This is a genomic window from Helicobacter bilis ATCC 51630, from assembly GCF_000686565.1.
Taxonomy (GTDB): Bacteria; Campylobacterota; Campylobacteria; order Campylobacterales; family Helicobacteraceae; genus Helicobacter_A; species Helicobacter_A bilis.
In genome coordinates this window covers 1-2,098 of the sequence record NZ_JMKW01000103.1, presented here as the reverse complement: position 1 = coordinate 2,098, position 2,098 = coordinate 1, and the positions used below count along the sequence as shown (strand labels likewise).

The window sequence follows — 2,098 nt, the reverse complement described above, 5'->3', positions numbered from 1 at the left end:
GAACAAGCTCAAGGCATAGGACAGATTAATGAATCTATCTCGCAACTAGAGCAAACCACACAGCAAAATGTAGAGATTGCTAATAAATCACAAGAGATAAGCAACGCCCTAGACCTAGTCGCAGCAAAGATTCTAGAAGATGTGAATAAAAAGAAGTTTTAAGGTAGTTTATCGGTATTTTCTTAGACTATGGTTTTATTTTTGTAAAACCATAGAATCTTCTGCTATCCCCCCCCCCCCGTATCATACGCTTGTTTTTATGTTAAAAGAGATTAAACATGCAATAAAAATCTTCACTGCAAGAATAATTCTTCTTAAAAGACATAAAAGGGCATGCTATTTGCTTAAATCGTTTTTATGGCAGGTTGGAAGCTAGTTTCTAGCCATATATTGCCATGTTGATTTTATAGTAAGGAGCAACGCATGAAAAAGATGTTAGCTTTAGGACTTTTAAGTCTTTCATTAGCACAAGCAAAGATATTTGTAGGTGTTGATGGTGGTTATGTTATGGTAGGTAGTGCGGTATCTGGTAAGGCTGATTCTAGCGTATATGATGGACACTACCAAGATGCATGGAATGTAAGTGCAAACTTTGGTTATGAAACTTTCTTTAGTAGCCATTTTGGTGCGAGAGCATTTATTAGTGCAGGTTATGGCAGCGTATTTGATAGTGCAGTAACAAACCAATTCTTTGGTGTTGATGGCAACATTGACTTAATAGCGAATCTTGTTGGTGGCTTTGGCGTATTTGCTGGTGTTGGTGCTGGTTGGCAACATCACTCAATTGCAAGCGCATTTGACAAAAATAGCATTCCACTATTTGGTAGAGTAGGTCTTACATTTGGTATCACAGATAGTTTGCGACTTGATTTAACAGCCAAGTTGCCAATTATTGCATGGGATATGGATGGTTCTGATATTGCTGGCGTATTACCAACAACATTTTCACCACTTGCCGTGTAAGCTGGTATTAAATTCCTATTCTAGTGCTATATAGCATTGAGAATACTTTCGCACACAATGTTATTCAGCTATGACATTGCGTGTTTTGTTGCACATTAGATTCTAAGACATTCTACAATCAAGAATGATTTTAGAATCCTTTCTCTATAATTTTTCTTTCTTATTGCTAAATCTCATGTTAGATTATGCCTTTAGATTCCAATTGCTTCTAGATTTAAACATGCTGACTTATAAGCTAAAAATCTTGATTTTTGTTTTTTTGTATAATCGCAACTTCGTTTTTATACGATATATCCATGCAAAAAAAGGAAAAACATGAAAAAGTTGTTACTTGTTGCTAGTGGTGCACTATCTCTTATTTTACTTAGCGGTTGTTCATCGCTTGTTGCTACAAAGATGGATTCTAATGTAGGCTATTTAGTGCAATTTAATGGTAGTGATTTTAATGTTGGCGATGTTGTAAGTGCGGAAATGCCTTATGATGCTAAAAATCCAAATATAGCTGCTATGGTGCTTAATAAAGCCATTGTTGATAACAAATGCGATACGATCTTTTACCTCGCTATGAAGTTATATCAAAAACTTTTGGTAAAAATATCATAAGGGTTACGGGAAGAGCGGCTACTTTCAAAGCAAAATAAGCATATTTTCTTTAAGTTCTCTCACAAGCTGTTGGCTTTCTAGCTGCATTACCTTTTTCATAGTGCAATGCAGTCAGAATTTTTGTATCCTCTACTTCTTATCAAGTAGATTATAAAATTTAGTATCAATTAAAAACGATGCTTGAAATCCAATTGTTTAAAAGGATTAGATTCTATAATGTCCAAGTTTCTACCCCCCCCCCCCCACAGCTTACTCAAATTTGATATAGAACCAAATGCGAGTGGTGTCGCACTAAACATATAGAATCCAAGCATATCTCAACTTGAGATTCAAAATAAAAAGAAATTAGATTTTTTTAGCGCTCCTAAGCCATGACTCCAATCATAAGGCAGAGAATCTTAACTTCTAAAACACTTAAATAAAGCTTAAAATAAAACAAGATTTCATTTTATTTTATGTAAAATTATTACTAAATCCCATAAAAATGTTATATTTTTTCTATTGAAATGCAGAAAAATCGTTTTTTTTTTTT

3 protein-coding genes and 1 pseudogene are annotated in these 2,098 nt (G+C 34.1%); 3 read left to right on the top strand and 1 reads right to left on the bottom strand.

Translation table 11 applies throughout. From position 1 onward, the window contains the following. The 3 genes and pseudogenes from T368_RS16950 to T368_RS14125 form a co-directional block, all read left to right on the top strand. Positions 1-162 (top strand): annotated as a pseudogene (locus tag T368_RS16950) (methyl-accepting chemotaxis protein); the annotation flags it as partial. A gap of 261 nt (positions 163-423) precedes the next feature. Beyond that, a complete protein-coding gene (locus tag T368_RS0111285; protein ID WP_004086194.1) occupies positions 424-963 on the top strand; it encodes a hypothetical protein in 540 nt (179 codons plus the stop codon). 315 nt (positions 964-1,278) lie between these two features. Further along, positions 1,279-1,566: a hypothetical protein gene (locus T368_RS14125; RefSeq protein ID WP_004086192.1), complete on the top strand. Its 288-nt coding sequence runs from the start codon at positions 1,279-1,281 to the stop codon at positions 1,564-1,566. A gap of 167 nt (positions 1,567-1,733) precedes the next feature. Here T368_RS14125 and T368_RS15775 read toward each other — a convergent pair whose 3' ends face one another. Next, positions 1,734-1,880: a hypothetical protein gene (locus tag T368_RS15775; protein WP_155266243.1), complete on the bottom strand. Its 147-nt coding sequence runs from the start codon at positions 1,878-1,880 to the stop codon at positions 1,734-1,736. Between the last annotated feature and the right edge of the window lie 218 nt (positions 1,881-2,098).

Excerpts from the sequence above, each read along its gene's own strand:
- T368_RS0111285 (WP_004086194.1), top strand. The coding sequence starts at position 424 with ATGAAAAAGATGTTAGCTTTAGGACTTTTAAGTCTTTCATTAGCACAA.
- T368_RS14125 (WP_004086192.1), top strand. The coding sequence starts at position 1,279 with ATGAAAAAGTTGTTACTTGTTGCTAGTGGTGCACTATCTCTTATTTTA.
- T368_RS15775 (WP_155266243.1), bottom strand. The coding sequence starts at position 1,880 with ATGCTTGGATTCTATATGTTTAGTGCGACACCACTCGCATTTGGTTCT.